The following is a 22541-nucleotide window of genomic DNA, read 5'->3' as shown; positions in this document are numbered from 1 at the left end:
GCAAATAGGATGGCCGGCCTCAATGTGCTTTCGATAACACGTTAAAAAACTTTTGCTTGCCAATTCCCCTTAATCGCAGCAATCTCACGGCGTTCGGGCATTTTGCGAGCATGGGAAGTCCTTAAGTATGTGCGCGCCGGAAACGCTAATATTCCGGTCAGCCGGTCTCGCCAAGATGGGGAATAATCCCGTCATGAGACAGGCCGAGGTAGAGGGGACCTTTTTCTCGAATTTCAAGAATTGCCTGCCAACGCCCCGCAAGGGACATAGTTGATGCTGCCCGTGTGGATGGCGGGCAGAGAGAAAAGGACCTGACGCATGGCCGAGACTGGCACTGTAAAATTCTTCAATACCGACAAAGGCTTCGGATTCATTAAGCCGGATAAGGGTGGCGCCGACATCTTTGTTCACATTTCTGCCGTTCAGGCATCCGGCCTTGCCGGCCTGACGGAAAATCAGAAGGTCAGCTTCGACACGGAGCCGGATCGTCGCGGCAAAGGCCCCAAGGCCGTCAATCTGCAGATTGCGGGCTGAGGCCTCCACAAGGCCGTCGAATTCGAGTTGAGGCCCGGCAGCTATGCCGGGTTTGTCATTCAGCGTCCGTTCAGATAGCCGCCACTATCTTGTCATCATCACGGTGCAGGAACCGCTCACGGGGTTCCAAGAATAGGATATGATCATGAACAGGCTCGCCAAGACATTTCTTCTGACCGCTACTGCCGCAGCCCTCTCCCTTTCTGTGATCGGCGAAGCATCCGCCCGTGACCGGTGGCATCACCATAACGATGGCGACGCAGCGCTTGTCGGCGGCGCCGTCGGTCTCGCAACCGGCGTGATCGTCGGCTCGGCCATCGCCAATCAGCCGCGCTATTATGAAGAGCCGCGCTATATCGATCCGCCCTATGAGCCGGAATATGAAGCCGCGCCGGTTTACCGCGCACCGCCGCGTTACTACGCCCCTGTCCGGGCTGATATCGAGCCTTGGACGCCGCAGTGGGAGCGCTACTGCTCTTACCGCTACCGCAGCTTCGATCCGAGAAGCGGCACCTTCATCGGCAACGACGGCCGCGAGCACTTCTGCACCGCAGGCTGATCCGCGGACCATTTAAAACGCAAAGCGCCGCTCATCGGGCGGCGCTTTTGTTTTGGTCGTCTGTCGAGATCAGATGCCCCTGAGGAACGGGTTGCCGCGTCGCTCGTCGCCGATGCGGCTGCCAGGGCCATGCCCGCAGATGAAGCCGACATCATCTCCGAGAGGCAGCACCTTGTCGCGGATCGAACCCAGCAGCTGCTGGTGATTGCCACCCGGCAGATCGGTTCGGCCGATCGAGCCGTTGAAGAGCACGTCGCCGAGATGGGCGAAGTTCTGCGCACGATTGAAATAGATGACATGGCCGGGCGCGTGGCCGGGTGTGTGATAAACTTCAAACTCGTGGCTACCGAAGGAAATCCTGTCGCCATCCGTCAGCCAGCGGTCCGGCACGACGTTTTGAAGACCGGTAATGCCGTATTGCTGCGCCTGCATCTCGATCCGCTCCAGCAATGGCCGATCGTCCTCGTGCGGACCGACGATTTCAACGCCGAGCGCTTCCTTCAGTTCTTTCGCGCCACCCGCGTGGTCGAGATGGCCGTGCGTCAGCCAGATCTGCTTGATGGTCAGGCCGTTCTCCTCAAGCGTTTTGAGAATGACCGGCACATCGCCGCCCGGATCGACGACTACGCCCTCCTTCGTGTCCGGATCGAAGAGAACCGTGCAGTTCTGCTGGAAGGGTGTCACCGGAATGATGCCGGCCTGGAGCATGCCCATGATATGCCTCGCTTGTCTCTGCCTGCTTCCGATATAGCCTGAAAGGTCATCAAAGCCAGCCGCCTTTTGGCGGGCATTGCCCTTGCCTCACGCCTTCAAGACGCATCGTAACAACAGTTCATCGCTTGTGAAATGGCCCAGCGCTGTGGCGCTTTATCATTAAATTTCAATTCGTTGCGATTTTCCGATGAATCCAGAATTCAGCCCGCGCGGTCAAGCGGCGGAACTAGATGGTAAACGGAGCGTTTCATTCCAGCTAAAGCAAGGAGAAAAAGAATGACCTTCACGAGAAATCTTTTCCTGGCAGGTGCCGTGCTCGCCGCGAGCGCTGGCTTCGCCCATGCGGAAATGAGCGCGACGGCCATCAACGACCTCAACGTGCGTTCCGGGCCTGGCCCGCAATATCCCTCGGTCGGCGTCGCAACGCGCGGCTCTGCGGCCATCTTGGATGGCTGCATCCAGGGCAGCCGCTGGTGCCGCGTCGATGTTAACGGCATGCGCGGCTGGGTCTATGCTGAATACCTGCAGGTCGAGCACCAAGGCAACGCGATGATCGTCGAAGAGAACGAGGCCGTTCTTGGCGTCCCGTCTGTGACATATGAGTCGACCGCAACCGTCGTGCCCGCCGATCCGCAGCCCGCCCCCGGCGATGAACTGCTTGGCCCCGTCGGCTCCGTGGAAGCAATAACGCCACCAGAGACGGTCCGCACCTATATCGAAACCACGCCGACGCAGACGATTCAGTTGGGCGGCGATGTCGTCGTGGGTGCCGAGGTTCCGGATACCGTGACCTTCCAGGAGATTCCCGACTACCAATACCGCTATGTGCGCATCAATAACCGGCCCGTGCTCGTCGATCCCGGCACCCGCCGCATCGTCTATGTCTATCAATAAGCGTGCGGAATGAGGCGGTCGTTGGACCGCCTCATTGCGTTAGAGTGCCTGGCAAGCTTTCTGCCACACCGAACCCCTCACATGGGTTGCATTTAGCGCCCCTTCCATCCTCTACGTGATAAAATCGCGATATGTCGCAGGAGTGGCGTCTGCCGGTGATCCTCATTGATCGCGCCCCGAGAGGAAATCATGGAAGAACGCCTTCCGCTCATCACGCAACTGATTGCCGGCGCAATCGTCGGCATCGGCGGGAGCATCCTGTCGACGGCTGTCGAGATCGGTAAAACAAAGTCCGGCGCGCGGAAGGCGCGACCGGGCTTTCTGTCCGATGGAGACGTTACTCGGCCGCGATAGACGCCGCCGGAGATACTTCCTTCATGTAGTCGTTCATTAGCGTCTCGGAGATCGTCGCGGGCGTGAATTTATAAGGTCCGATCTCGGAGACCGGTGTCACTTCCGCAGCAGAACCCGTCAAGAAGCATTCGCTGAAGCCCGAAAGCTCTTCTGGCTGGATTGCCCGCTCGACGACCGGATAGCCGCGGCGCTTGGCGAGTTCGATCACCGTCTGGCGCGTAATGCCGTTAAGGAAGCAGTCGGGAAGCGGCGTATGGATGACGCCGTCCTTGACGAAGAAGATGTTGGCGCCCGTCGCTTCGGCGACCTGGCCGCGGTAATCGAGCATCATCGCATCCGCATAGCCCTTGGCCTCCGCGGCATGCTTGGAGATGGTGCAGATCATGTAGAGGCCGGCGGCCTTCGACGAAGACGGCGCCGTCTTCGGGTCGGGGCGGCGATATTCGGCGATATCGAGGCGGATGCCCTTGAGCTTTTCGGCGGGATTGAAGTAGCTGCCCCACTGCCAGATGGCGATCGCAACATTGATGCGGTTCGACTGCGCCGAAATCCCCATCATTTCGCTACCGCGCCAGGCGATTGGGCGTACATAGGCCTCGGAAAAACCTTGGCGCTTCAGCAGTTCGATAGTTGCCGCGTCGAGTTCCTCGACCGAGTACGGCACCTTGAATCCAAGGATTTCAGCGGACTTGTGAAGACGCTGGTTATGCTCCGTCAGCTTGAAAACGCGGCCGCCATAGGCGCGTTCGCCTTCGAAGACCGCGCTGGCATAATGCAGACCATGCGTCAGCACGTGAACCTTCGCGTCCTTCCACGGCACGAATTCGCCGTTGAACCAGATTTCGCCATCCAGCTGGTCGAAGGGAACTGAAGCCATTCTCTTATCCTCCGGCGACTGCACGCCATGCCTGTTGATTGTTGCCCATATTACGTTTTATCCACTACGCAGTGGGGAAAAATATGCGTTGTATGGGGAGGAAAGACGGGCCGGTTTCGAACGAACGTCCCGCCTCCGCAAAGTCCGGGGAAGCTAACAGCGGCGTAAAATTGTGTCAACAAAGCTGACATATCTTTGCTAAAGTTTCCCGGGGCCTGCAGTACGAGAAAGGAAATGACGTGGCGGCACGACAGAAAGTAGCCAACTCCGAACCATTGGCCGCACCGATGGAAAACACCGGCATCATCGATTTCGAGATCATCGAGCTCTTCTTTTTCGCCTATCGCGATTTCGTCTCTGATCCGGATGCGATCCTCGAAAAGAGCGGGTTCGGCCGGGCTCATCATAGGGTAGTGCATTTCGTTAACCGTGAACCGGGCATGACCGTTGCCGATCTTTTGGATACATTGAAGATTACCAAACAGAGCCTCGCTCGGGTGCTCAAACAACTGATCGATTCGGGGTATATTCGTCAGGTTGCTGGGCCTGAAGACCGGCGCCAGCGTAAGCTTTATCCGACTAAGACCGGGCGCGAACTCGCGCTCGCTCTGGCGGAGCCGCAATCGCGCCGCATTGAGAGAGCATTCGACGGTGCCGCTCCGGACGTGCGCGAAAGCGTGAAGGCATTTCTGAGGGGTATGAGGGACAGACAAACAACGAAAGCGGATTGAATGGCGGGGAAGACAATCATTTCTGATGACGCGGCGCATCTGCTGGTGGTCGATGACGACACCCGGATCCGCGCTCTTTTGAACCGTTACCTGACGGAGAACGGCTTCCGGGTGACCGTGGCTGCAGATGGTGCCGAGGCGCAACGCAAGCTCGCCGGGCTCGACTTCGATCTCATCATCATGGATGTGATGATGCCGGGCGAATCCGGCATCGACGTGACGCGCGGCCTGCGCGCCATCAAGAACGTGCCGATCATCATGCTCACAGCGCTTGCGGAATCCGACAATCGCATTGCGGGCCTTGAAGCCGGCGCCGACGATTATCTCTCGAAGCCTTTCGACCCGCGCGAACTGGTGCTGCGCGTCAATAATATCCTGCGCCGCAACGCCTCGGACGCGCCGAAGATCGAGCAGATCATGTTCGGCCCGTACACTTTCTCGCTCACCCGCAAGGAATTGAAGAAGGCGACGGAAGTGATCCGCCTCACGGACCGCGAGCAGGAAATCATGCTGCTTTTTGCCAAGCGCGCCGGCGACACCATTCCGCGGCACGAGCTCATCGGCAACGACGTCGACGTCGGCGAGCGCACGATCGACGTGCAGATCAATCGCCTCCGCCGCAAGATCGAGGACGACCCTGCAAATCCTGTCTGGCTCCAGACGGTTCGTGGTATAGGATACAGACTGAGCATCGATTGATGGCCTCAACGTCAGGATCGCGACAGTGATGGTAACTTTCGACTCCCTGCGCCGCGAAGAACGATCGCCAGCCTCCGGATGGAAAGGATTCGGTCGCTGGCTACGCCGCCGCCTGCCGACCGGTCTCTACGTCCGTTCGCTGCTGATCATTATCATACCCATGGTGCTGCTGCAGTCCGTCGTTGCGGCGGTGTTCATGGAGCGCCACTGGCAGATGGTGACGCAACGCCTGTCGATGGCTGTGACCCGGGATATTGCGGCGATCATCCAGATCATCGAGACCTATCCGCAGGATACGGATTATAGCGAGGCCACCCGCATCGCCCGCGAGCAGTTGAACCTTCAGATTTCGATCGAGCCTGACGGAGATCTGCCGCCGCCGCGCGAAAAACCATTCTTCTCCATCCTCGACGGCATCCTGAGCGATGAGATCAGCGACCAGATCAAACGACCGTTCTGGATCGATACGGTGGGAGACTCGAGTCTCGTCGAAATCCGTATAAAGCTGGACGATAAGATTCTGCGCGTTTTGACCAAGCGCAACCAGACCTACGCGTCGAACACGCACATCTTCATCGTCTGGATGGTCGGCGCTTCTCTCGTCCTCATCGGCGTGTCGATCCTCTTTCTGCGCGGCCAGATTCGGCCGATCCTGACGCTCGCGCAAGCCGCCGAAAGCTTCGGCAAGGGACACAAACACGATGACTTCTATCCGCGCGGCGCCGATGAGGTCAGGCGCGCGGGTCTTGCCTTCATCCTGATGCGCGAACGCATCGAAAGGCAGATCGAGCAGAGAACCGCGATGCTCACCGGCGTCAGTCACGACTTACGCACGGTACTCACGCGCTTCAAGCTGCAGCTTGCCCTTGCCGGCAACAGCCCGGAACTCCAGGGACTGAATGACGACGTCAACGACATGCAGTCGATGCTCGAAGCCTACATGGCCTTTGCGCGCAGCGAGATCGAGGAGGATGTCGGAGAACTAAAGCTTACCGAACTGCTCGGAAAGATCGCAACGGACTTCGCTCTGCACGAAAAGCAACTCACCTATTCGATCGAAGGCGAAGACAAGATCTCGGTTCGGCCGAACGCATTTACGCGCCTGGTGACCAACCTCGCATCCAATGCCCGCCGCTATGCGAATACGCTGAACATCGAAGCGAAGCACGGCGCGAAATGGCTGACGCTGAATTTCGACGACGATGGCCCCGGCATTCCCGAAAAGAACCGCGAGGATGTCTTCAAGCCCTTCTTCCGTCTGGATGAAGCACGCAATCTGGACGATTCCGGAACCGGACTCGGCCTTGCGATCGCGCGCGATATCGCCCGTAGCCATGGCGGCAATGTCACGCTCGGCGACAGCCCGCGCGGCGGTCTGCGCGCCACCATCCGCATCCCCGCGTGAGTTCCAGATGGCAATCGACCGGAAAGAAATGACCTGGCTCAATCCTCCGCCCTTGGCGGAGCTTCACGAGGGTGCATTGCATGTCCGATCGGGCGACAGGACGGACTTTTGGCAAGGTACCTATTACGGGTTCCACCGTGATGACGGCCATTTTCTCTATCATCGGCGCAAGGGCGACTTCACCGCAGAAGTGACATTTTCCGGACGCTATCAAGAACTGTACGACCAGGCCGGCCTGATGGTCCGAGCAGATTCAGCGCACTGGATGAAATGCGGAATCGAATATACCGACGGCGCAAGGCACTTCAGCACCGTCGTGACCAATAGCAATTCCGACTGGTCGGCCTTTCGCATCGAGCACGAATTCGACCTGCTCTCCCTTCGCGTGACCCGCAACAAGGACGCACTTTTTATTCAGTACCGGACCGACCGGATCAGCGAATGGCGCATGGCGCGCCTCGCCTGGTTCGATCCGTCGACTGAAGAGGTTATGGTCGGCCCGGCATTCTGCTCGCCGCAGCGCTCTGGCTTCGAAGCCATCTTTCATGATTTCACGCTGACTGATCCGGTCTCGCGCGACATTCACTGATCACATCAGCTCGATACGTATTTTTAAAATCTTCCCCGCCCTCGAGGACGGGGATTTTCAGGGCGGCTCAGGCCGGCCTTTCGCGTATTCGGGAGACGGGTTTAACCGCCTTCGATGGCCGTGTTCCGGCCGCTAGGATATTGACCGCCGCGTTTGACGTCGGCATGGTCTGCGTGTCCGCAGGAGAAGCAGAGGAACTTTGGGATGACCCACGCCATCCAAAAGCCCGCCGTTTTCGATTGCTGCAACGATATCTTCAAAGCATGTTCGACGACCGGGATGAGCCTTCAGCTGCTTTTTTTTCTCAACGCTCCAAGTCGCTTTGATCATGCCCGTATTGCAAAGATAACGTCTGGCATGCCAATTGAACCTCGGATTACATCAGCTTCCTGCCGTTCGGCACCGGCTTGTCGGTTGCAGCAAGAACGATCGCACCCGCTTCGTCTTCGAAGCCGAGCGTCAGCACTTCCGAGCGAAACGGTCCGATCTGGCGCGGCGGGAAGTTCACAACCCCGAGAACCTGGCGGCCGACGAGGTTTTCCAGCGTGTAGTGAACGGTGATCTGCGCCGAGGATTTCTTGACGCCGATTTCCGGGCCGAAATCGATTAGCAGCTTGACCGCCGGCTTTCGGGCTTCCGGAAAGGGCTGGGCCTCAATGATCGTGCCGGCACGAATGTCCACACGCTCGAAATCGGCGTAGGTGATTTCTTCAGCCATCGCGCGTCCTCAACCGGCAAGCTCTTCGGCGCGTGCGCGCGCAGCCGCAAGAGCCTCGTCGAATAGCGGCTGCATGCCCTCTTCTGCCATAAGAACTGAAAGGGCCGCGGCCGTCGTGCCGCCCGGCGACGTTACGTTCTGGCGAAGCTTCGAGGCGTCGTCGGGGGACTGGTATAGGAGTTCACCAGCCCCCGCGACAGTTTCCCGTGCAAGGCGCATGGCAAGGTCCGCCGGCAGGCCAAGTTTACGGCCTGCTTCTGCCATACACTCGACGAGATAGAACACATAGGCCGGGCCGCTGCCTGACAATGCCGTCACGGCATCGATATCTGACTCGGCCGAAACCCACTCGACAGGACCCGAGACGCGAAGAAGCGAATGAACGCGATCGCGCTGGCCGGCGCTGACGCGCGGATTGGCGAAGGCGCCGGTGACGCCGCGGCCGATCATGGCGGGGGTATTTGGCATGGCGCGGACCATGGCGGCTTCGCCGAGATGCTTTTCGAGGAAAGCCAGCGTCTTGCCGGCAGCCACCGAAACGACCACCGTCTTGGATCCGACGGCGCTTTTGACCGGTGGCAGGACTGTTTCCATCACCTGCGGCTTCACCGCGAGGAAGATGACATCTGCTTTCAGGCCGGCGGGAACGGTTGAGGCATGCGTCGCGCCCGCATCGCCGATGACCTTCATCATCGCGGGCGACGGACCCGGATCGACCACGACAACGGATGATCCCGGAACTCCGCTCTTCAGCCAGCCGGAAAGCATCGCACCGCCCATATTGCCGGCGCCGACAAGAACGACTGTATCGGAAGACGATGGTGACATTTTACGCTTCGCCGACCGTTTCGAAGAGGACTGCTTCCATGGCCTTGGCAGCATCCAGGCCCGACCAGATGACGAACTGGAACGCCTGATAATAAGCTTCGCAGGTATCGAGCGCGCTGGAAAGCAAAACTTCCACCTGACGGTTCGTTGGCTCGGCACCGCCCGCCAGAAGCAGCGACTGCCGGAAGATGATCACGTCTTCCTGCCGCCACAGATCGAAATGACCCATCAGAACCTGCCCGTTGATCGCCGCCAAAAGCTTGGTGACCTCGTTGACGCGAGCTTCCGGAACCTTGATGTCAAACGCGCAGCCGAGATGCAGCGCCTCGAATTCCTCCATCCAGGAGAAGGAAACGTGGTAATCGGCCCACTTCCCCTCGACCGTCATTGCGATCTCGTCCTCGCCCGACCGCTCAAACGACCAGTCGTTATTGGCGGCGACGTACTCGATCATATCGACCGGGTTCGACTGACGCTCGAATTCCAATTCCATAAGGCTCATGCAGCACCTTCTTGACCGGAATGAATGCGACTGAACTTGGGTTTACGACACAAGAAAAGACACACGCAAATACCGGAACCACCACTCGGATGTTCGTTGAACCACTGCCAGACCTAACGCAGTGAACCTTCCCGGAGCTTACCAATGTCCGCTTCGAATCATCATTTAAAATCAGTGTATAACGCCCCCCGTGACAAGCCAGCCCCTCTCCGGTCATTTCCGGAAAGGCACTGTGGACAGCCGTTCGGAATTTGATTTCAGAAGGAGGTTGTAAACGACTCTGCGTATTGGCTTTTTTGGCAGTGTCCACAGGTGGAAAACGACACCTGATTTTTTTGTCGATGAGGCGGTGTGCCGCTTAAGCGCCACACCGTACCCTGTGCCTGAATGGGATTTACTTCGTTTTTGCAGCAAGCTTTGCTTCGAGTGCGGCGACTCGGGCAAGCAGCGCTTCGTTCTCGTCGCGCGCCTTGATCGCCATTTCGCGGACGGCCTCGAATTCCTCGCGCTTGACCACATCCATGGTGTTCAGCCAGCGTTCGGCCTGAGCGTTGAAGGCAGTCTCAATTTCCTTGCGCACACCCTGGGCCGCGCCTGCAGCATCCGTCATCAGCTTGGCGAATTCGTCCATGATGCGGTTTGTTCCACTGGTCATGGCGGTTTTTCTCCTTCCCACCACATGATTTTGATGGGCCTGAAGCCCTAAGGAATGAGGTAGGGCTTTGCTGTTAAGGATGCAAGCGCTTTGCTCTGGATAAGCCGTTCCGAGCATTGCTCTGCCTCACAATCGACTTGACCGCTTCGTATCGCAACGCCATGTTCCGCGCACATCAACGGGTGGAAAAATTTTGCCGACTGCAGCCAATCTTCTTTCGATCATGCCCTTTCCGGATATCGATCCGATCGCCTTTTCGATCGGCCCTGTGGCTGTTCACTGGTACGGTCTCGCCTATGTCGCAGGCATCATGCTTGGATGGCTCTATGCCCGGCAGATCGCCGGCAATGATGCGCTTTGGCCGGGCAATGCCTCGCCGATCACCAAGGCGCAGATCGATGACTTCATCGTCTGGGCGGCCCTCGGCATCGTTCTCGGCGGTCGCATCGGTTACATCCTTTTCTACGATCTGCCGGCCGTGATCGAGAGCCCGCTCCGTGCCATCGAGATCTGGAATGGCGGCATGTCCTTCCACGGCGGAACCATCGGCACGACGATCGCCATGATCCTCTTTGCACGCAAGAACGGCATTCCTGTCTGGAGCCTTTTCGACATCGTCGCTACCGTGGTGCCGATCGGCCTGTTCTTCGGCCGCATTGCGAACTTCGTCAACGGCGAGCTTTGGGGGCGGCTTACGGATGTGCCCTGGGCAGTCGTTTTCCCGACCGGCGGGCCGTTTGCGCGGCATCCGAGCCAGCTCTATGAAGCAGGCCTCGAAGGTATCGTGCTGCTGCTTTCGCTTGCTCTTATCGTCTACGGTTTCCGGGCGCTGAAATCACCGGGGCTCGTTACCGGTCTCTTCGTCTGCGGCTACGCGCTGTCACGCATATTCGTCGAGTTCTTCCGCGAACCGGATGCGCAGCTTGGTTACCTGCTCGGCACGAACTGGCTGACCATGGGCATGGTCCTTTCTTTCCCGATGATCCTGCTCGGCATCTGGGCGATGGCGCGCGCCCGCCGCCAGGCCGCTTTGCAGCATTGAGCCCGTCAGGACGGTAACGATCATGACGACCGCACTCGGTGAAAAGATAAAGACGATCATTCAGGCGAACGGGCCGATCAGCGTCACGGACTATTTTTCACTCTGCCTCGCTGATCCGGAATACGGCTACTATCGCACCCGCGAGCCCTTCGGCCGGTCCGGCGATTTTGTCACTGCGCCCGAAGTCAGTCAGCTCTTCGGCGAAATGATCGGGGTCTTCGTCGTGCATGCCTGGCAGCGGCATGGCGCGCCGGCAGGCGTGCGCCTCGTTGAAATCGGCCCCGGTCGCGGGACGATGATGGCCGACATGCTGCGCGTGATCGAGCGTCTCGCCGCGCCGCTTTTCGAGAATATGACAGTTCATCTCGTCGAAACGAGCGAGCGGCTGCGCGGTATCCAGCAGCAGACGCTTGACGCACATGAGGGCAAGATCAGCTGGCATTCCGATTTCGAGGAAGTGCCGCCGGGTTTCACGCTGATTGCGGCAAACGAGCTATTCGACGCCATTCCGATCCGCCAGTTCGTCAAGACGCCGACCGGCTTTCGTGAGCGCATGGTTGGCCTCGATATCGATGGCGATCTGACATTCGCCGCCGGGTTCGCCGGCATCGATCCGGCACTGCTGCCTCAATCACCGCAGGCCGCGCCGGCCGGCACGCTCTTTGAGATTTCGCCGGCCCGCCAGGCTGTGATGATGACGATCTGCGATCGCCTGAAGGCTTTCGGCGGCACGGCGCTGGCGATCGATTACGGCCATCTCGTCACCGGCTTTGGCGATACGCTGCAGGCCGTGCGCATGCACGAATTCGACCCGCCGCTTGCCCATCCCGGGGAAGCGGACCTGACGAGCCATGTGGATTTCGAAGACCTTGCGAAAACCGCTGTCGGCGCCGGGCTGCATCTCAATGGCGCGTTGCACCAGGGCGATTTCCTGATCGGCCTCGGCATTCTCGAGCGCGCAGCCGCTCTCGGCCGCGATCGTGAACCGCGCACCCAGCAGATCATCCAGAGCGCGGTGGACCGTCTGGCCGGCTCCGGCGAAGGCCGGATGGGCGAGCTTTTCAAGGCGATGGCCGTCTCCTATCCGGCCGTCGATCTCATGCCGTTCCGCCCGGTGGATTGACAGGACGCGCGGCCCTGGGCCAACATCCGGCGCAATCAAGAATGCTTCGCCGGGCGGGCCGGCGGACAATGGCGCCGTTCAAACACCCCGGAATCACTGATGCAAGACGCGGCCTCTCCCGCACCGATCGAAAGCGCGCTGTTGAACGAAGCGGCCGGCGAAGCGATCCGCCACGGCTATTTCACACGGGCGGGCGGCGTGTCGGAGGGGCTCTATCGCGGCCTGAATGTCGGGCTTGGCTCGAACGACGACCGCGCAAGGGTGATGGAGAACCGCCGTCGCGTTGCCGCCTGGTTCAGCCAGCCCTTGGAAAGGCTCGCGACAGTTCATCAGGTTCATTCGCCAGATGCGGTCACCGTCGACAGCAGCTATGACGGCACACGCCCCGAAGCCGACGCGCTGGTCACGGCAACGCCTGGCATCGTCCTCGGCGTCCTTGCTGCCGACTGCGGCCCGATCCTGTTCGCCGACCCGGAAAACCGGGTGATCGGCGCCGCACATGCCGGATGGAAAGGCGCACTGACCGGCGTCCTGGAAAACACCGTTGTAGCGATGGAAAGGCTTGGAGCGAAGCGCCGGACCATCATCGCCTGCCTCGGTCCCTCGATCAGCCAGACAAGCTATGAGGTCGGCCCGGAATTCGTCGAGCGCTTCGTCACACAGGATTCGTCTTACGAGCGCTATTTCATTCCTTCGAAGAAGTCGGGCCACGCGATGTTCGACCTTCCGGCGCTGACCATCGACCGGCTGCTGGAGGCGGGTGTGCGCGCCGAAAGCCTTGGCATTTGCACCTATCCAGACAGCGAGCGCTTTTTCTCGTACCGGCGCACCACACATAATAAAGAGCCGGACTACGGCCGCCAGATTTCAGCGATCAGCATCAGGGAGATTTGACCGAATGGCACTGCATTTCGAAACAGCCGAATTCGCAAGCCGCCTCACGCGCCTTACTGACCAGATGCGCGCGGAAAAGCTGGATGCCGTCCTGCTCTTCGCGCAGGAAAGCATGTACTGGCTGACGGGCTACGACACGTTCGGCTACTGCTTCTTCCAGACGCTGGTGGTCAAGGTCGATGGCACGATGTCGCTGATTACCCGCTCTGCGGACCTTCGTCAGGCCAAGCACACGTCGATCCTCGAAGACATCCACGTCTGGGTCGACCGCGTCAATGCCGACCCGACGCTCGACCTCAGGAACCTGCTGGTCGATATGGACCTGCTCGGCGCGCGCATCGGCGTCGAATACGACACCCACGGCATGACCGGGCGAATCGCCCGCCTGCTCGACGCCCAGCTTTCCACCTTCGGCCAGATCGTTGATGCCTCCTATCTCGTCAGCCGCTTGCGCCTCGTGAAAAGCCCAGCGGAGGTGGTCTATGTCGAGCGTGCCGCAGCCCTTGCAGACGATGCTCTGGATGCCGCAATCACGCTGACCAAGTCCGGCGCCGACGAGGCGGACATCCTTGCCGCCATGCAGGGTGCTGTCTTTTCGGGTGGTGGAGACTACCCCGCCAACGAATACATCATCGGTTCCGGCACGGACGCCCTGCTCTGCCGCTACAAGGCCGGCCGCCGCAAGCTCGAAGCAAATGACCAGCTTACGCTCGAATGGGCGGGCACCTATGCGCACTATCACGCCGCCATGATGCGCACGATCGTCATCGGCGAGCCGACGCACCGCCACCGCGAACTCTATAACGCCTGCCTGGAAAACCTGCAGGCGATCGAAACCGTACTGAAACCGGGGCACACTTTCGGCGACGTCTTCGACATGCATGCCAAGATCATGGACGAGCGCGGGCTTGCCCGGCATCGGCTGAACGCGTGCGGCTATTCCCTCGGCGCCCGCTTCTCGCCGTCCTGGATGGAACATCAGATGTTCCATATCGGCAATCCGCAGCCGATCGAGCCGAACATGTCGCTCTTCGTGCACATGATCATCGCCGATTCCGACACCGGAACGGCCATGACGCTTGGCCAGACCTACCTGACGACGACGGATGGGCCGCGCACCCTTTCCCGCCACTCGCTCGATTTCATCGGCGCATGACGGGCAATCATCGGCAAGAATCCGGAATTGACAGCGGACAGCCCCCACCCCCATAAATCAGGCGGGCTGATGCGAATGAGGGAAGGACGACGACAGCGATGACGCGAGCTCAGACTGCGCCGGTGCTCCTTGCCTGCCTGGCCGCGCTTTCCGCCTGCAACACCACCGATGCGCTGACGCCGCAAGTCGATATTGGCGACTCGTCGCTTGGCCGCTCCTCACCCGTCACCCAGCGCGAAGTGGAGCGCATGGCAGGCTCAGAGCCTACGCGGGCCTTTGCTGGCGAATCCAGGCAGGCCGGCTATCACCCGGCATACAACAATCAGACTTACAGATCCGGTCCCGGCGCGCCGCCGACGACAATGCAGGAGCAGGCCGACGCGCTTGCCCGGCGCGGACCCTCGCCCGCAGCTTCGCCGCCTGTCGAAGGCCGGACGCTTGCCGAGCCGGTTTCCAATGCGCAGGCGGAAGAAGAAGACATGGGCAATCTGGCCCCTGCCCGCCAGCAGAAACGGGTCGCAGCCATCGATCCTGCCGCCTCGTCCGCAATCGGCGGCAACACCGTTCGCTTCCTGCCGATTATCGGTGCTCCCGTCCAAGCGGTGACGCCGCTTTCCCGCCAGCTCGGAGCCGAGGCGCGCTCGCACGGTCTCTCGATCAAGAGTTCGAACGACACCAGCAGCGACTATATCCTGAAGGGTTACCTCTCGGCCTTTACCGACGAAGGCAATGTAACCGTCGTTTACGTCTGGGATATCCTCGACGGCAGCGGCGCCCGCCTGCACCGCATCCAGGGACAGGAAAAGGTGCCTTCCGCGGCACAGGATCCCTGGGTCGGCGTTCCTGCCTCCGTCATGCAGCAGATCGCCACGAAAACGATCGCCGCGTTTAATTCCTGGCGGCAGACGCGCGACGGTTAGCAACAGGCTTTTTACAAATATCAAAGCCTGTGGCGCCTTTGCGCTTGCATTCGGAAGCAAGCTGGCTAAAAAGCGCGGCTATCAGCAGACAACAGGCGGGCCAAAATGAAGGTTTTCGCAGGCAATTCGAACCGGCATCTTGCCGAAGCGATCTGCACCTATCTCAATGTGCCCTTGGGCAAGGCCAGCGTCAGAAGATTTGCCGATCAGGAAATCTTCGTCGAAATCCAGGAAAACGTCCGCGGCGAAGACGTCTTCGTCGTCCAGTCGACCTCCTTTCCGACGAACGATCATCTGATGGAACTGCTGATTATGATCGATGCGATGCGCCGTTCGTCCGCGCGCCGCATCACGGCAGTCCTTCCCTATTTCGGTTATGCCCGACAGGATCGCCGCGCCTCAGGGCGCACGCCGATCTCCGCGAAGCTGGTCGCTAACCTTATCACCGAGGCCGGTGCCGACCGCGTTCTGACGCTCGACCTGCATGCCGGCCAAATTCAGGGATTCTTCGACATCCCGACGGACAACCTCTACGCCGTTCCGGTTCTGACGCGCGATATCAAGGCCAATTACGACATCAGCAACGTCATGGTCGTTTCGCCGGACGTCGGCGGCGTCGTCCGCGCCCGTTCGCTTGCCAAACGCCTCGACTGTCTTCTGGCGATCGTGGACAAGCGCCGTGACCGTCCAGGTGAATCCGAAGTCATGAACATTATCGGCGACGTCGAAGGCAAGGATTGCCTGCTGATTGACGACATCGTCGATTCCGGCGGCACGCTTTGCAACGCCGCCGATGCTTTGCTGGCCCAAGGTGCGGCAAGCGTCACCGCCTACATCACCCACGGCGTTCTTTCCGGCGGCGCGGTCACCCGCATCACCTCGTCGAAGCTGCGCGAACTGGTGATCACCGACTCTATCCAGCCGACCACCGCCGTCCAGTCGGCCCACAATATCCGCGTCATCACGACGGCAACCCTCATCGGCGAAGCGATCAACCGCACCAGCCAGGAAGAATCTGTTTCCAGTCTCTTCGACTGAGAGTTTTCCTCACCGGCAAAAGATAGGCAAGGTTGTATTTTTCGTCTTCTTCGGCAGCGCGCTTTCGGCTAGTCTCGCGCAAAGTGATTTGCATGGGAAGCCATATGACGGCGATCAATACGAAATGTTCACTAGGCTCGAAGCGCTTTGCGCTTCTCGCGCTTATTCCCCTGCTTTCCGCCTGCACGGTGGAGGTCGATCCCGGTCCATCACGCCCGCCGCCCAGCCCGTGGCCGCCGCAGCAGCAAATGTGCACCATGGAATATGCGCCGGTCTGCGGCGAACGCGGCGGCCGGCTTCAAACCTTCGGAAATGCCTGCCAGGCCCGCAACAGCGGCTTCATGATCGTCGGCCGCGGCGAATGCCGCCGCGCACCGCCGCCCTTTGCGCGCCCCGATCGGGATCGTCCCGGACGCCCCGACTGGCCGGATCGCCCGGACAGACCTGACCGTCCGGAACGCCCGGGCGGCATCTGCACGCGCGAATATGCGCCGGTCTGCGGTCAGCGCGGCCGTCAGACACAGACCTTCCCGAACCCCTGCGAGGCAGGCAATGCAGGCTTCCGGATCATCAGCGGCGGCGAGTGCCGCTTCTGATCATCGGCGCCGGTACCGGTGATGATGTTGGCCCACGGGATCCGCCGCCTAGCCCGACTTTGGCAAAGCGGTTTGGAAAGGCGACTGCGTGCGGTCATTGTGTGGTCAACTTGACTTCACTCAAGACCTCGACTGGCGCAAACCGCACAATATCCAACGCGTCGAATGTAACGCAGAATTCCCCCTGCGGATGCCCACTTGATGGCAGGCTCGAACATGGCCCCGGGGATCTTCATTGCGATCGTGCAATGAGGCACCCAGCGATCGGGGCGATAGTGCTCACGACAGAGCGCTGGGTCTATTTCACTATGGACGGCCGCGTGAAGTTGCAGCAGCCGGCCATTCGGTACAGGACGCGCCCACAACGCTAAGAATTCGTTTTGAAAATAGGAAATACCCGAAAACTCACGGGTATCGCCGATTGAGTGCCTAAAATTCTGGACAGCACATCGGTGGGCGCAAAATCCTCATATACCGCTAAGGTCACATGCGGAGGATAGTCTAGGGCCTTCATCGATGGAGCAGGTTCGAATGCGGACGCTCCCTGCCAAAGCTCGACTATCGGCAAGGCGGTCTCGTTTAAGCATTTCAGACTTATCGCCATGAGGCATGCGCGGAACGCCTCCAACGTCATTGTCGGCCACTTCTAGGCGCCCAATGTGGCCGTGACAATCATCGTCACCTGATGCTCAGCAAAATCATTCCGGCTTATCCGGCCCCTTGAGCTGCTGACCGTTGACGGTCACCGTGCCATCGGGGCTGACCGTCACGTCCCAGCGCTGCCGGCCGTCCGGATCGGTCTTGGCGAAACCCTTGACCATCAGCATTCCGAAGGACGCCTGATTGAGCTCGGGATTGGTCTTGGCAAGCTGCTGAACCGCTGCGATGGTCTTGTCGTAGTCGCGCGCCAGAATGGAGGCCTGCAGCGCATAGTCGTCCTTGCCCGCATCGATGCGGCTCTCGACCTTTGCGGATATGTCGATGTCGTAGACGCCGGACTTGGCGCTGACCTTCGGGAAGTCGATCACAAACCTGCCATCGCGGAAAAGCCGCTCCACGGCCTTCTTGCCCGCGTCCTCCCCGCCCTCCGGCGGCTTGGTGAGATCAAGTTTCATGAATTCATCACCGAAAGCCGCAAAATCCATATCCGGGATGGCGAACTGCACATCGACTGCCTGCGGCAGAAAGGCGGAATAGGCGGCCGGAACCATCGGGCTGTCAAATGTGACGTCGGCAGCATTCAATGCAACGCCAAGCTGCGTTGCATTGCTCGGCCCATTTACAGCCAGGCGGTAGCTGAAGCTCTTGGCGCCGCCTCCGCCCGCAGCACTCGTCACTGCAAGATTGTTGAGGGTGATAGTTTCCTCGAGCGAAGAGATCAGCGGAAAAGCGTCGCGAAGCATGCCCTTCAGCGTTTCCTCGCTCTCCTTGCTCATCTGCTTTTCCTCGGCATGGTCGAGTGCGAGGACGACAATGTCCCTCAATCGCTTTGTCGGAAGGCTGTTGACCTTGGCGTCGAAATCGATGGTATCGGCAGTGATCTGGAGCGGCGGCATTTCCTTCCCGCTCACCTGCTCGGCAAACGCTGTCAAAGTACCGTTCACCGCAAAGTCCGCCCTGTCGGCGGAAGCGCCATCAGCGGAGGTGAGCTTGTATTTCATGTCTCCGAAGCTGGCATTGACCTGTTCGGTATCGGTTGCGGTCGTGACTTTGATATCCCTGGCGCTGAAATCGCCGGAGCGGAAATAGCTGATCGCGGGATCGAAGACCGATGTATAGACCATTGAGGCGATGGAATAGGTGAAATCGGTGCGCTTCTGGTCCGGTCCCTTGAAATGTCCGGAAACGTTCAGGCTGTTGTCGCCTTCGACATTCCAGAGCCCGTTGTCCCGCGGCGTGGCGAACATCGAAATCGGTTTCAGGCCGGTGATCGCAAAATCCGCCGGGTTGATCTTGGAAAGCAGCTTGGCCAGGTCGTAGATGATCTCGTAGCGCGCACCGGCCGGATTGACGGCGACGACGCCGCTCTTGGCAATGTCTTCGGGCAGCAGGCTGTTGAGATTGTCGCGAATGGCGTTTGCACCATCCCGGTCGATCTCAGCCGCATGGGCCGCCGTCATCAATCCGAGAACAACGGCGCTCGTCGCCGTCATCAGCCTGTACCGCATGAACGTGCTCCTCCGCCTCGTTGATCGGCGGTCATGTGAGAATGTACGCGGCCGGATGTCAACTCAGGCTTGTCGAAAAGGCAAGCCCTGTAAATGCTGAATCGCAACATTTAGAAACCGAATTTGATACCGGTCCCGTCTCTATTGTATTGCGGCGTAGGATTCCTTTATCAATATCCTGGCACTGACCGGCAACCCGAGATATAGGGCCGCGTCGCCTTGCGTTTCCGCTTCACTTATACTATAGCGCACGCGTCCGCGCAGACACCCTTGGAGGCAACGCGGATGAGGAAGGCCCAACGCCCCTCCAGTCACCGGAAGGTTGATACCGGACGGAGACTCTCCAAATAACCTCGAAAGGAATAGCCATGAGCCAGGAAACTTACGAGCTCAAGGCCGAGGCGCGCGAACGGGTTGGTAAGGGGTCCGCCCGTGAACTTCGCCGCAACGGTTTGATTCCCGCTGTCATCTATGGTGACAAGCAGGCCCCCATTTCTATCGCTCTCAGCACCAATGAGGTGACGAAGCGCATTCATGCCGGTAGTTTCATGACCACTGTTGCGACGATCGACGTCGGCGGCAAGAAGTACAAGGTTCTGCCGAAGGACTATCAGCTCGATCCGGTTCGCGACTTCACGATGCACGTGGATTTCCTCCGCGTCTCCGGCAACACGCAGGTCACCGTCGAGATCCCGGTTCACTTCATCAACGAAGAGAAGTCGCAGGTGAAGATCGGCGGCGTTTTGAACATCGTTCGCCACACAATCGAAGTTCATTGCCCGGCTGATGCGATCCCGGAATTCTTCGATATCGACCTCTCCGGCAAGAAGATCGGCGACAGCATCCATATCTCCGAAGTCACACTGCCGAAGGGCGTAACAACGGTCATCGACCGCGATTTCACGATCGCAACGATCGTTGCTCCGGCCGCTGGCGTTGAAGAAGAAGCTCCGGCTGAAGGCGAAGGCGAAGCGGAAGCATAATCCGCATACACCAATTCGTAATTATAAGGCCCGCTTTCCCCTGGAAGGCGGGCCTTATCAATTTTAACGCGAGCCCACTTCAGCAACATTTAACACATTCGTGAAAGCATTCCCCAAGCATTTCTACACTTGCCGCTCTTTGCCGTTATGGCCGCGAAGTGAGAGCCCGGGGAGAAAACGGAACCATGAACAATTCCGTTGAGAACAGATTTTTTGCGATTGTTTGCGGGGCGCTTCTCATATTTGTCGCTCCGCTTTTTGTATTGTTTCTCTTCCTTTCTTCCGAGCGCGCCGACAAGGAAATACGCGACCACATCTCCGTTCTTCTGGTTGCCAATTCCCAGGCGCTCGCAAAGCCGCTCTGGGATCTCGACGAAGACAGCGTAACCCAGATCAGTGCCACGATGGTTTCGCAGGGCGCCATCGTGAAGGTCGAGGTTCGCGATCAATCCAGTCAGCTCAACGTGACGCAATCGACCATCCCGAAATCCTTTGACGGCGAGCTCGTTCAGGTTTCCCGCGCAATCATCTACAACACGGTCGACGGTCCGAAGAACCTTGGCAGCATCGCGGTCTATTATCCGAAGCTTGGCCTCTTCTCCGGCCTCAAGCATGAAGAAGTCGTCTTCATATCGATCTTCATTTTCGCTGTGCTCACCGTCTTCGGCACCGCACTGATTGGCAACCGCCTCTTCGTCATCCAGCCGCTCATGCGGCTTATCGCGGCCATAGAGGCCACCCGCCAGCTTGGATCGCGCCATCACGTCGATTGGCAGTCGAGCGATGAGATCGGCCGCCTTGCCCGCAGCTTCAACGAGATGCAGACAAAGCTGGAGAGCGAGGAGAAGGAACTGAAGCTCGCCCACCGCCTCGCAACCGATATCTATAACCTCACGCCCGCCATGCTCTTCTCGCTGGACAACGAGGATCGCATCATAGCGGTCAGCGACTATTGGCTGGTCGCAACGGGCTACGGCCGGGCTGAGGTGATCGGTCGCAGATTTGCCGAACTCGTGACGCCCGACACCCGCGAAGCGTTCCAAAACCGCAAGGAAGGTTTCGAGAACGGCGCGGCACTCGACGTGACCGTGAAGTTCCTCTGCGCAGACGGCCGCATCATGGACGTGCTGATCCTGGAATCCAAGACAGCCACCGGACCAAACCAGTTATCGCTGTCGGTCATGACCGACGTAACCGCACTGAAGGCCTCTGAAGACCGCAACCACCGCCAGGCGATCACCGACCATCTCACCGGCCTGCTGAACCGCCAAGGGTTCGAGACCGCTCTCGACGGCAAGATCGCCGAAGCCGACGCCTCTGGCCAGGAGCTGGCCTGCCTCTTCATCGATCTCGACCGCTTCAAGTGGATCAACGACAATATGGGCCATGCCGAGGGCGATCGCGCGCTTCGCGAGCTCGTCGAGCGGCTCAACGAGCATCTTGCGCCCTCCGATCAGGCAGCGCGACTTGGTGGCGACGAATTCGCCATCCTGCTTCCGGCCAAGGACGGCGAGAAGCGCGCCAGGGCGATGTGCGAGCAGATTGCCACCGTCTTCGAAGCGCCTTTCGGCCCCGACCTGCATCTGAGCGCCAGCATCGGCATCGCTATCTATCCGCGCCATGCGTCGAATGCAGCCGAACTGCTGCAGAAGTCGGATATGGCGATGTATGCGAAGAAGCGCGACGGCAAGAATGGCGCGCAGATTTTCGACAACAGCATGCTGGACAGCGCAAGGGCGCGCGCCGAGATCGAAAGCCACATCGAAAATGGCCTCGCCGAGGATTGGTTCGACGCCTATCTGCAGCCGATCGTTGGACTTGACGATCACCGCATCGCCGGCTTCGAAGCGCTCCTGCGCCTCAATCACCCCCAGAAGGGCCTGATGCCGCCGGCTGGCATCATCCACGTCGCCGAGGAGACCGCCAAGATCGTCCGCGTCGGCAACGTCATCATGGAAAAGGCGATCGGGCATCTGGCGAATATCTCCCGGATCCCGGGCATGCAGGACACCTATCTCGCGATCAATTTCTCGCCGCTGCAGTTCGAAGCCGCCCTGCCCTCCCGCCTCGCCGGCCTCGTCGGGCGGCACGGCATCCGTCCGGATCGAATTGTCGTCGAAATCACCGAAGCCGTTCTGATGCACGACAATCCGCAAATACGCATGGTGCTCACCGAACTGCGCCTTTTCGGCTGCCGCATCGCCCTTGACGATTTCGGTACCGGCTACTCGTCGCTGAGCTATCTCAACCGCTTCCCGGTCGACATCATTAAGGTCGACCAATCCTTCACGCGGTCGATCAACGACACGAATGATGACGTCCGCCACAAGAGCCGGATGCTCATCGAAGGCATCACCACGCTCTCGCACAAGATGGACTGTACCGTCATCGCGGAAGGCATCGAAACCGAAGAAGAATGCCGCACCCTACACCAGATGGGGCTTGACTACGGTCAGGGCTACCTCTTCCATCGTCCGCAGAATGCCTCGAAATTGATCGAGGACCTCACAGCCGTGGTAAACGAGGTCGCCCAAGCCTCGTGATCGGCGCATTGAAGGTGGA

The 22541-nt window shown here is 59.5% G+C and carries 25 protein-coding genes; 17 read left to right on the top strand and 8 right to left on the bottom strand.

From position 1 onward, the window contains the following. Positions 1-318: 318 nt before the first annotated feature. Positions 319-534 (top strand): cold-shock protein, encoded by a 216-nt coding sequence (locus A3C3_RS0108815; protein ID WP_007534130.1) that lies wholly within the window; start codon positions 319-321, stop codon positions 532-534. Between the two features lie 145 nt (positions 535-679). After that, positions 680-1093, top strand: coding sequence for a BA14K family protein (locus A3C3_RS0108810; RefSeq protein ID WP_028739506.1), 414 nt, complete (start codon positions 680-682; stop codon positions 1091-1093). A 69-nt stretch (positions 1094-1162) separates the two neighbouring features. Here the strand turns inward: A3C3_RS0108810 and A3C3_RS0108805 are convergent, their stop codons facing one another. After that, the gene (locus tag A3C3_RS0108805) at positions 1163-1807 is read right to left on the bottom strand and encodes an MBL fold metallo-hydrolase (protein WP_022714240.1); all 645 of its coding nucleotides are present in this window, start codon (positions 1805-1807) and stop codon (positions 1163-1165) included. 276 nt (positions 1808-2083) lie between these two features. On the opposite strand from A3C3_RS0108805, the gene A3C3_RS0108800 reads away from it, so the two are divergent. Together A3C3_RS0108800 and A3C3_RS45105 are read left to right on the top strand one after the other, a co-directional pair. Beyond that, positions 2084-2701 (top strand): DUF1236 domain-containing protein, encoded by a 618-nt coding sequence (locus A3C3_RS0108800; RefSeq protein ID WP_022714239.1) that lies wholly within the window; start codon positions 2084-2086, stop codon positions 2699-2701. Positions 2702-2890: 189 nt separating this feature from the next. Then, the gene (locus A3C3_RS45105; protein ID WP_022714238.1) at positions 2891-3055 is read left to right on the top strand and encodes a hypothetical protein; all 165 of its coding nucleotides are present in this window, start codon (positions 2891-2893) and stop codon (positions 3053-3055) included. Here the strand turns inward: A3C3_RS45105 and A3C3_RS0108790 are convergent. Beyond that, positions 3039-3932: a branched-chain amino acid aminotransferase gene (locus A3C3_RS0108790; protein ID WP_022714237.1), complete on the bottom strand. Its 894-nt coding sequence runs from the start codon at positions 3930-3932 to the stop codon at positions 3039-3041. The genes A3C3_RS45105 and A3C3_RS0108790 overlap by 17 nt on opposite strands. Positions 3933-4219: 287 nt before the next feature. Between A3C3_RS0108790 and A3C3_RS0108785 the strand changes: the two genes are divergently transcribed. The 4 genes from A3C3_RS0108785 to A3C3_RS0108770 are packed head-to-tail and all read left to right on the top strand — an operon-like array spanning position 4220 to position 7356. Further along, positions 4220-4663 carry a MarR family winged helix-turn-helix transcriptional regulator gene (locus A3C3_RS0108785; protein ID WP_051154449.1) on the top strand — a complete coding sequence of 148 codons (444 nt, stop codon included), beginning with the start codon at positions 4220-4222 and terminating at the stop codon, positions 4661-4663. Then, a complete protein-coding gene (locus A3C3_RS0108780; RefSeq protein ID WP_022714235.1) occupies positions 4664-5362 on the top strand; it encodes a response regulator in 699 nt (232 codons plus the stop codon). A gap of 28 nt (positions 5363-5390) precedes the next feature. Continuing rightward, positions 5391-6767: an ATP-binding protein gene (locus tag A3C3_RS0108775; protein ID WP_022714234.1), complete on the top strand. Its 1377-nt coding sequence runs from the start codon at positions 5391-5393 to the stop codon at positions 6765-6767. 7 nt (positions 6768-6774) lie between these two features. Continuing rightward, positions 6775-7356 (top strand): DUF1349 domain-containing protein, encoded by a 582-nt coding sequence (locus tag A3C3_RS0108770; RefSeq protein WP_022714233.1) that lies wholly within the window; start codon positions 6775-6777, stop codon positions 7354-7356. A gap of 376 nt (positions 7357-7732) precedes the next feature. Here A3C3_RS0108770 and A3C3_RS0108760 read toward each other — a convergent pair whose 3' ends face one another. The 4 genes from A3C3_RS0108760 to A3C3_RS0108745 all read right to left on the bottom strand — a co-directional run bounded on the left by A3C3_RS0108760 (position 7733) and on the right by A3C3_RS0108745 (position 10059). Further along, positions 7733-8074, bottom strand: coding sequence for a tRNA-binding protein (locus A3C3_RS0108760; RefSeq protein WP_022714231.1), 342 nt, complete (start codon positions 8072-8074; stop codon positions 7733-7735). A 9-nt stretch (positions 8075-8083) separates the two neighbouring features. Then, the gene (gene proC, locus A3C3_RS0108755) at positions 8084-8902 is read right to left on the bottom strand and encodes a pyrroline-5-carboxylate reductase (protein WP_022714230.1); all 819 of its coding nucleotides are present in this window, start codon (positions 8900-8902) and stop codon (positions 8084-8086) included. Between the two features lies 1 nt (position 8903). Beyond that, the gene (locus A3C3_RS0108750) at positions 8904-9404 is read right to left on the bottom strand and encodes a type III secretion system chaperone family protein (RefSeq protein ID WP_022714229.1); all 501 of its coding nucleotides are present in this window, start codon (positions 9402-9404) and stop codon (positions 8904-8906) included. A gap of 394 nt (positions 9405-9798) precedes the next feature. Continuing rightward, positions 9799-10059, bottom strand: a complete 261-nt coding sequence (locus A3C3_RS0108745) for an accessory factor UbiK family protein (protein ID WP_022714228.1) — start codon at positions 10057-10059, stop codon at positions 9799-9801. Between the two features lie 193 nt (positions 10060-10252). Between A3C3_RS0108745 and lgt the strand changes: the two genes are divergently transcribed. From lgt to A3C3_RS0108710, 7 genes are all read left to right on the top strand, one after another. Further along, positions 10253-11101, top strand: coding sequence for a prolipoprotein diacylglyceryl transferase (gene lgt, locus A3C3_RS0108740; protein WP_022714227.1), 849 nt, complete (start codon positions 10253-10255; stop codon positions 11099-11101). Positions 11102-11123: 22 nt separating this feature from the next. Beyond that, positions 11124-12224 (top strand): class I SAM-dependent methyltransferase, encoded by a 1101-nt coding sequence (locus tag A3C3_RS0108735; protein WP_022714226.1) that lies wholly within the window; start codon positions 11124-11126, stop codon positions 12222-12224. 99 nt (positions 12225-12323) lie between these two features. Next, complete coding sequence (gene pgeF / locus A3C3_RS0108730; RefSeq protein ID WP_022714225.1) at positions 12324-13118, top strand: peptidoglycan editing factor PgeF; 795 nt, start codon at positions 12324-12326, stop codon at positions 13116-13118. 4 nt (positions 13119-13122) lie between these two features. Next, the gene (locus A3C3_RS0108725) at positions 13123-14274 is read left to right on the top strand and encodes a M24 family metallopeptidase (protein ID WP_022714224.1); all 1152 of its coding nucleotides are present in this window, start codon (positions 13123-13125) and stop codon (positions 14272-14274) included. Positions 14275-14372: 98 nt separating this feature from the next. After that, positions 14373-15194, top strand: a complete 822-nt coding sequence (locus tag A3C3_RS0108720; RefSeq protein WP_022714223.1) for a hypothetical protein — start codon at positions 14373-14375, stop codon at positions 15192-15194. A 105-nt stretch (positions 15195-15299) separates the two neighbouring features. After that, a complete protein-coding gene (locus tag A3C3_RS0108715) occupies positions 15300-16232 on the top strand; it encodes a ribose-phosphate pyrophosphokinase (RefSeq protein WP_022714222.1) in 933 nt (310 codons plus the stop codon). 104 nt (positions 16233-16336) lie between these two features. After that, positions 16337-16828, top strand: coding sequence for a Kazal-type serine protease inhibitor family protein (locus tag A3C3_RS0108710; protein ID WP_022714221.1), 492 nt, complete (start codon positions 16337-16339; stop codon positions 16826-16828). A 116-nt stretch (positions 16829-16944) separates the two neighbouring features. Here A3C3_RS0108710 and A3C3_RS46840 read toward each other — a convergent pair whose 3' ends face one another. After that, complete coding sequence (locus tag A3C3_RS46840) at positions 16945-17193, bottom strand: 2'-5' RNA ligase family protein (protein ID WP_233450623.1); 249 nt, start codon at positions 17191-17193, stop codon at positions 16945-16947. A gap of 333 nt (positions 17194-17526) precedes the next feature. After that, positions 17527-18996 (bottom strand): hypothetical protein, encoded by a 1470-nt coding sequence (locus tag A3C3_RS0108705; protein WP_022714220.1) that lies wholly within the window; start codon positions 18994-18996, stop codon positions 17527-17529. Between the two features lie 368 nt (positions 18997-19364). Here A3C3_RS0108705 and A3C3_RS0108700 point away from each other — a divergent pair, with 368 nt between their 5' ends. Then, the gene (locus A3C3_RS0108700; protein ID WP_022714219.1) at positions 19365-19979 is read left to right on the top strand and encodes a 50S ribosomal protein L25/general stress protein Ctc; all 615 of its coding nucleotides are present in this window, start codon (positions 19365-19367) and stop codon (positions 19977-19979) included. 185 nt (positions 19980-20164) lie between these two features. Next, entirely contained in the window at positions 20165-22522 is a 2358-nt protein-coding gene (locus A3C3_RS0108695; protein ID WP_022714218.1) for an EAL domain-containing protein, read from the top strand. Positions 22523-22541: the final 19 nt, after the last annotated feature.

It is taken from the genome of Rhizobium mongolense USDA 1844, from assembly GCF_000419765.1.
GTDB lineage: Bacteria > Pseudomonadota > Alphaproteobacteria > Rhizobiales > Rhizobiaceae > Rhizobium > Rhizobium mongolense.
This window is presented reverse-complemented; position numbering and strand designations above follow the sequence as displayed.